Here is a 6,641-nt window from a genome sequence, read left to right on the forward strand (position 1 = left end):
GCTTACCTGAACGTCTTGCGCGGATCGAAGGCGTCGCGGACCGCTTCGCCGGTGAAGATCAGGAGCGACAGCATGATCGCGACGGCGAAGAAGCCGGAGAAACCAAGCCACGGCGCCTGCACGTTGGCCTTGGCCTGCGCCAACATCTCGCCGAGCGACGGCGAGCCGGGCGGCAGGCCAAAGCCCAGGAAGTCCAGCGCCGTGAGCGTCATCACCGATGAGGAGACGATGAACGGCAAGAACGTCATCGTCGCCACCATGGCGTTCGGCAGGAGGTGGCGGAACATGATCACGGCGTTGGAGACACCGAGCGCCCGTGCAGCCTGGATGTATTCGAAATTGCGCCCGCGCAAGAACTCCGCGCGCACGAGGCCGACCAGCGCCACCCAGTGGAACAGCACCATGATGCCGAGCAGGATGAAGAAGCCCGGCGGGAGCACCGCCGATATGATGAGCAGCAGATAGAGATAGGGAATCGCATTCCATATCTCGATGAAGCGCTGGAACAACAGATCGATCCAGCCACCGAAATAGCCCTGCACGCCGCCGGCGATGATGCCGATGACCGACGAGACGATGGTCAGGATGAGGCCGAACAGCACCGAGATGCGGAAGCCATAGATCAGACGCGCAACCACGTCGCGGCCCTGATCGTCGGTCCCGAGCCAGTTGTATTCGAGATCGCGGCAGCTCTTCAGTCCCTTCTTCTCCACCACCGGCTTGCATTGCGCCTCCGTCAGCATCCAGGTTGGCGGCGACGGCGCGGGTGTCGGCAGGTCGAGATTGTGGGTGTCGTAGGAATAGCGGATGAGCGGCCAGACGATCAGGCCGCCCTTGTCCTTGATCAGCTTCTGCAAATAGGGATCGCGATAGTCGGCCGCGGTCTCGAAATCGCCGCCGAAGGTGGTCTCCGAATAGGTAACGAAAGCGGGCCAGTAGAGACGGCCGTCGAACTTGATCATGAACGGACGATCGTTGGCGATCAGTTCGGCGAACAGCGACACCACGAACAGGACCATGAAGATCCAGAACGACCAGTAGCCGCGCCTGTTCGCCTTGAAGTTCTGCCAGCGCCGGCGGTTGAGCGGCGACGGGGCGAACGCCTTGCCCGTAGGGGGTACTGCCTCGCCCAGCGGCGCCTGGGTCTTGGTCTCGATCGGTGTGGGCGCGATGACCGACATCAGACCTCCCGCGCCTCGAAATCGATCCGGGGATCGATCCACATATAGGTCAGGTCGGAGATCAGATTGACCACGAGCCCCATCAGCGAAAAGATGTAGAGCGTGCCGAACACGACGGGATAATCGCGGTTGAGAACGCTCTCGAAACCCAGCAGCCCGAGCCCGTCCAGCGAGAAGATGGTCTCGATCAAAAGCGAGCCCGAGAAGAAGGCGCTGATGAAGGCGCCAGGGAAACCCGCGATCACGATCAGCATGGCGTTGCGGAAGATGTGGCCGTAGAGCACCTGTCGCTCGCTACAGCCCTTGGCCCGCGCGGTCATGACATATTGCTTGCGGATTTCGTCCAGGAACGAATTCTTGGTGAGAAACGTCATGGTCGCAAATGCACCGAGCGCCATCGAGATCAGGGGCAAGGTCAGGTGCCAGAAATAGTCGAGGATCTTCCAGTACCAGGGGAATTGCGACCAGCCGTCCGATGTCAGCCCGCGCAGCGGGAACCAGTTGAAGAACGAGCCGCCGGCGAACAGGATGATCAGGAGGATCGCAAACAGGAAGCCGGGGATCGCGTAGCCGAGCACGATCACCGCCGACGTCCAGGTGTCGAAACGCGCGCCGTCCTTGACCGCCTTGCGGATGCCGAGCGGTATGGAGATCAGGTACGTCATCAGCGTCAGCCAGATGCCGAGCGAGATCGAGACCGGCAGCTTCTCCTTGATGAGCTGAATGACGCTGACGGTGCGAAAGTAGCTGGTGCCGAAATCGAACCGCGCGAAATTCCAGACCATCATCAGGAAGCGCTCGGGCGCTGGCTTGTCGAAGCCGAATTGCTGCTCCAGCTTCTTGATGAACTCGGGATCGAGCCCCTGCGCGCCGCGGTATTTCGAGTTGACCGCGTCGGCGCCGGCGCCGACCTGTCCCGGCGCACGCTGCGCGAAATCGCCGCCGCCCGAGATGCGCGAGGTGCCGCCGGTGTCGGCGCCGGAGAGCTGCGCGATCACGCGCTCCACCGGGCCGCCCGGTGCGAATTGCACCACCACGAAGGAAATGAAGAGGATCCCGAGCAGCGTCGGGATCATCAGGAGGATACGGCGGGCGATATAGGCGCTCATGAGCTACTTCGCCTGATCGAGCCTGGCGGCTTTGGCGGCATCATACCACCACAGAGTCCGCTCGCCGACGTCGCTGGAATAGTCACTCAGCTGGTACCGCGGCAACTCCTTCGGGTGATCGAACATGTCCCAATAGGCCAGTCGGTGGCTGGTGTTGTTCCATTGCGGCACCCAATAGCGCCCGGCACGAAAGACGCGATCGATAGCACGGCAGGCGACCGTCAGTTCATCGCGCGTATTGGCCGCCATCGCTTTCTCCACCAGCGCATCGATCGCAGGATTGGCGACGCCGGCCAGGTTATGGGATCCCTTCGTGGCTGCGGCCTGCGAGGTGAAATAGGTCCGCAGGCTGTCACCGGGGGTCGGCGTCATGCTGATGCGCTCGATCGCGACGTCGAAATCGAACCCTTCGACCCGCGCGCGATGCTGGACGGCATCGACGACGCGCAGACTGGCCTCAATCCCAAGCGTGTTCAGGTTCTTGATGAAGGAGGCGTGATGCGGCTGGAACGACGGCTCGTCGATCAGGAACTCGACGGTGAAGACGTCGCCATTCGGCAGCAGACGCTTGCCATCCTTGACCGGAAGCTTTGCCTCCTGGAGCAACTGCTGCGCCTTGCGCAACAGCGTGCGGTCCTGGCCCGAGCCGTCCGTCACCGGCGGCACGTAGGGCTCGCCAAACACCTCATCGGGGACCTGGCCGCGATAGGGCTCGAGCAGCCTCAACTCCTCCGGCGAGGGCATGCCTTGCGCAACGAGGTCAGAGTTCTGGAACGGCGAGATTGTGCGGGCATAGGCGCCATACATGATGGTCTTGTTGGTCCACTCGAAGTCGAACGCGCAGTTCATGGCGTCGCGAATCCTGGCGTCCTTGAACTTGTCGCGGCGGGTGTTGATGAACCAGCCCTGGCCGCCTGACGGCGTTCGGTCCGGCACCGATTCTCGCTTGACGCGGCCGTCCTTGATGGCCGGAAAATCGTAGCGCGTCGCCCAGATGCGCGAGGTGAATTCCTCGCGATAGAAGTAGTTCTTGCCGGTGAAGCCCTCGAACGCGACGTCGCGATCGCGGTAGTACTCGTAGCGCACGACGTCGAAATTGTTGCTGCCGCGACAGACCGGCAGGTCGGCAGCCCACCAGTCCTTCACCCGCTCGAACTCGATGTAGCGATTGATTTCGAACTTCCCGACCTTGTAGGGGCCCGAGCCGAGCGGGACATCCGTCGTCGATTCCTCGAACGGCCTCGTCGCGTAATAAGCCTTCGAGAAGATCGGCAGGCCTGCCGCATAGAGCGGCACGTCGCGCGCGCGCTTCTCGGCGAAATTCACCACTACGATGGAGTCATCGAGCGCCTCGGCGCCCTTGACGTCGCGCATCTGCAACTGGACCAACGGATGGCCCTTCTCCTTCAGCGTGTTGATGGAGAAGGCGACATCATGCGCGGTCAGCCTCCCACCGTCGTGAAACCTCGCCTCGGGCCGAATCGTGAAACGGTAGGCGAGCTTGTCCGGGGAGATCTGCACCGATTTGGCGGCATAGCCGTACATCGCATCGGGCTCATCACCCGCATGCGCCATCAGCGAGATGAAAGTCAGATCCATGCCCTGCGCGCCCTCGCCTTTGAGGATGAAGGCGTTGAGCGAGCTGAATGTGAAGAAGGATTGATTGTAGGCGCGCACCGACGGGATCAGCGAGAACGTGCCGCCCTTCGGCGCATCGACATTGACGTAGTCGAAATGGTGGAAGTCGGCCGGATATTTGAGATCGCCGAACGCCGAGATTCCGTGCATCTCGGCCGGCATCTCCGACCCCTGCGCGCCGCGCAGCCAAGCCGGGCTCAGCGATGCGCTCAAGGCGCCGCCGGCGCCCATGGCCAGCACGTGCCGTCGTGAAAGCTGCGCCATGCGCGAAAGCTTCCTCAAGAGCGTTTTCCGATTCGGGCGGCCTTCTCGGCGTCATACCACCACAGCGTCGGCAGGCCTGACCTGCCATATTTCGGCAGCGGCTCGGCATGGCTGAAGCGGTCCCACCGGGCGTAGCGCGAGAACGAATAGGTAAACTGGGGCACAACGTAGAAATTCCACAGCAGCACGCGATCGAGCGCGCGCGTTGCGGCAACGAGCCCAGGGCGGTCCTTGGCGAAGATCACTTTCTCGATCAATGCATCCACGGCCGGATTCTTGATCCCGATGGTGTTGCGCGCGCCGGGCACGTCGGCCGTCTGCGATCCCCAATACTCGCGCTGCTCGTTGCCCGGCGAGAGCGACTGGCCCCACTGATCGATGATCATGTCGAAGTCGAAGCTCCGCAGCCGGTTCTGATACTGGGCGTCGTCGACCGTGCGGACCGACGTATTGACGCCAATCCGCTCCAGCGACGGCTTGTAGAACAGTGCGATACGCTCGGACGAGGGATCCTGGACCAGGATTTCAACCGTCAGAACCTTGCCAGAGGCGTCGACCAGCTTGTGATCGCGTACCTCGAAGCCCGCCTCCTTCAGGAGCTTTGCCGCTTCACGCAAGTTGGCGCGCACCGCTTCCGGATTGCCGCCGACCGGATTCTGGTACGGCGTGGTGAAGACTTCCGGCGGCACCTTGTCCTTCACGGTCTCGAGGATCTGCAATTCCTCACCCTGAGGCAGGCCGGTTGCGGCAAGCTCCGTGCCCTCGAAGTAGCTGTTGATCCGCTTGTACTGACCGAAGAACAGCTGCTTGTTCATCTCCTCGAAGTCGAAGGCGTAATTGAAAGCCCGCCGCACCCGCGGGTCCCTAAACTGGTCGCGCCTGCTGTTGACCACGAAGGCCTGCATCCGACCGGAATCGTTGATCGGGAATTCTTCCTTGACCACCCGCTTCTCGGTGACTGCCGGAAAATCGTAGGCGGTCGCCCATTGCTTGGCGGAATTCTCTGCGATCCAGTCGGCCTGATCGGCCTTGAAGGCTTCGAGCGCCACGATGTTGTCGCGGAAGAACTCGAAGCGCAACTCGTCGAAATTGTTCTGCCCGACCTGGCTCGGCAAGTTCGCGCCCCAATGGTCCTTGACCCGTTCGAGCTTGATCGAGCGTCCCGCCACGAATTCCTTGATCCGGTATGGACCTGAGCCGAGCGGAATCTCGAGTGTAGTCGCACCGATGTCGCGCTTGCGCCCTTGCGCATCGGTGCCTTCCCACCAGTGCTTTGGCAGCACCGTGAGCTCGCCGACGATGGTGGGCAGTTCCCTGTTGCCAGGACCGTCAAAGGTAAACTTGATGTCGCGCTCGCCGACCTTCTCGGCTTTCACCACATGGCGGTAGTACGACCCGTACATCGGGCTTTGCTTCTTCAGCGTCTCCAGCGAGAAGATCACGTCCTCAGGCGTGACCGGCTTGCCGTCGTGCCAGCGGGCTTCCTTGCGGAGGCGATAGATCACCCAGGAGAAATCGTCCGGATGCTGGGCGGCTTCGGCAAGCTCACCGTACTGCGTCGCCACTTCGTCCTGCGCGCGAGTCATCAGGGTTTCGTGGATCAGCCCGGCAGCCGGTGCGATCACGCCTTTGATGCCGGCAACCGCAATGTTGAAATTGTCGAAGGTGCCGATCGAGATCATGCGCGCGATGCCGCCCTTCGGCGCGTCCGGATTGACGTAGTCGAAGCGCTTGAAATCGGCGGGGTACTTGATGTCGCCAAACAGGGACAGACCATGGCGCCAGGGAAGTTCACCGGCCGATTGCGCCTGCGCGGCGCCAATGATCGGAATGCCGACGGCGGAACCGAGGGCGGGGAGCGCAGCAGTCGCAGCGCCGGCTAGCAGAAGATCGCGTCGGGTAATGGCCAAATGAACGTCCCTGTCTTGAAGGAGGTTACCCCTTTAAGGCCCCAATATACGGCAAGGTTTCGACCGATTGTGTTGCTTTTTCCTCATCTTGGAAGGCCGCGGGGACGGTTCGCTGCGACGAAACGCCCCGATAACAACGCTGCGAGGCGTCAAGCGACAGATAAGGAAAAAGGAAACGGCCAGGCTTTTCGAGCCTGGCCGCGGGTCAGCATAATCTTTTGGCGATCTTACTTCGCCGCAGTCGGCAGCGGCTTCGGGCTATCGGCCAGGCTATTCAGATACGCGATGACGTCGGCGCGCTCCGAATCCTTCGGAATACCGGCGAAGCCCATCGCCGTCCCGGGAATGAAGCCCTTCGGGTTGGTGATGAACTTGTTGAGATCGTCGATGGTCCACTCGCCGCCCTTACCCTTCATCGCGGCGGAGTAGTTGAAGCCAGCTTCGGTGGCACGGGCGCGGCCAACGACGCCGTAGAGGTTCGGACCAACGCGATTCGGGCCGCCCTTCTCGAAGGTGTGGCAGGCGCCGCACTTCTTGGC

At 61.9% G+C, this 6,641-nt stretch carries 5 protein-coding genes; all 5 read right to left on the reverse strand.

Features of this window, described 5'->3' with window-relative positions:
- Nucleotides 1-2 precede the first annotated feature (2 nt).
- Nucleotides 3-1,181 carry an ABC transporter permease gene (locus tag SO180_RS31485; protein WP_449382715.1) on the reverse strand — a complete coding sequence of 393 codons (1,179 nt, stop codon included), beginning with the start codon at nt 1,179-1,181 and terminating at the stop codon, nt 3-5.
- The gene (locus tag SO180_RS31490; RefSeq protein WP_283038202.1) at nt 1,181-2,290 is read right to left on the reverse strand and encodes a microcin C ABC transporter permease YejB; all 1,110 of its coding nucleotides are present in this window, start codon (nt 2,288-2,290) and stop codon (nt 1,181-1,183) included. The genes SO180_RS31485 and SO180_RS31490 overlap by 1 nt, the downstream gene beginning before the upstream one ends.
- Before the next feature lie 3 nt (nt 2,291-2,293).
- Nucleotides 2,294-4,192 carry an extracellular solute-binding protein gene (locus SO180_RS31495; RefSeq protein WP_449382716.1) on the reverse strand — a complete coding sequence of 633 codons (1,899 nt, stop codon included), beginning with the start codon at nt 4,190-4,192 and terminating at the stop codon, nt 2,294-2,296.
- 14 nt (nt 4,193-4,206) lie between these two features.
- Nucleotides 4,207-6,102, reverse strand: a complete 1,896-nt coding sequence (locus SO180_RS31500) for an extracellular solute-binding protein (protein ID WP_449382717.1) — start codon at nt 6,100-6,102, stop codon at nt 4,207-4,209.
- Between the two features lie 227 nt (nt 6,103-6,329).
- The coding region (locus SO180_RS31505) for a c-type cytochrome (RefSeq protein ID WP_449382718.1) at nt 6,330-6,641 on the reverse strand (312 nt) is incomplete at its 5' end.

It is taken from the genome of Bradyrhizobium sp. UFLA05-112, assembly GCF_053572325.1.

Coding starts and splice junctions, on each gene's coding strand:
- SO180_RS31485 (WP_449382715.1), bottom strand. CDS start 1,181: ATGTCGGTCATCGCGCCCACACCGATCGAGACCAAGACCCAGGCGCCG.
- SO180_RS31490 (WP_283038202.1), bottom strand. CDS start 2,290: ATGAGCGCCTATATCGCCCGCCGTATCCTCCTGATGATCCCGACGCTG.
- SO180_RS31495 (WP_449382716.1), bottom strand. CDS start 4,192: ATGGCGCAGCTTTCACGACGGCACGTGCTGGCCATGGGCGCCGGCGGC.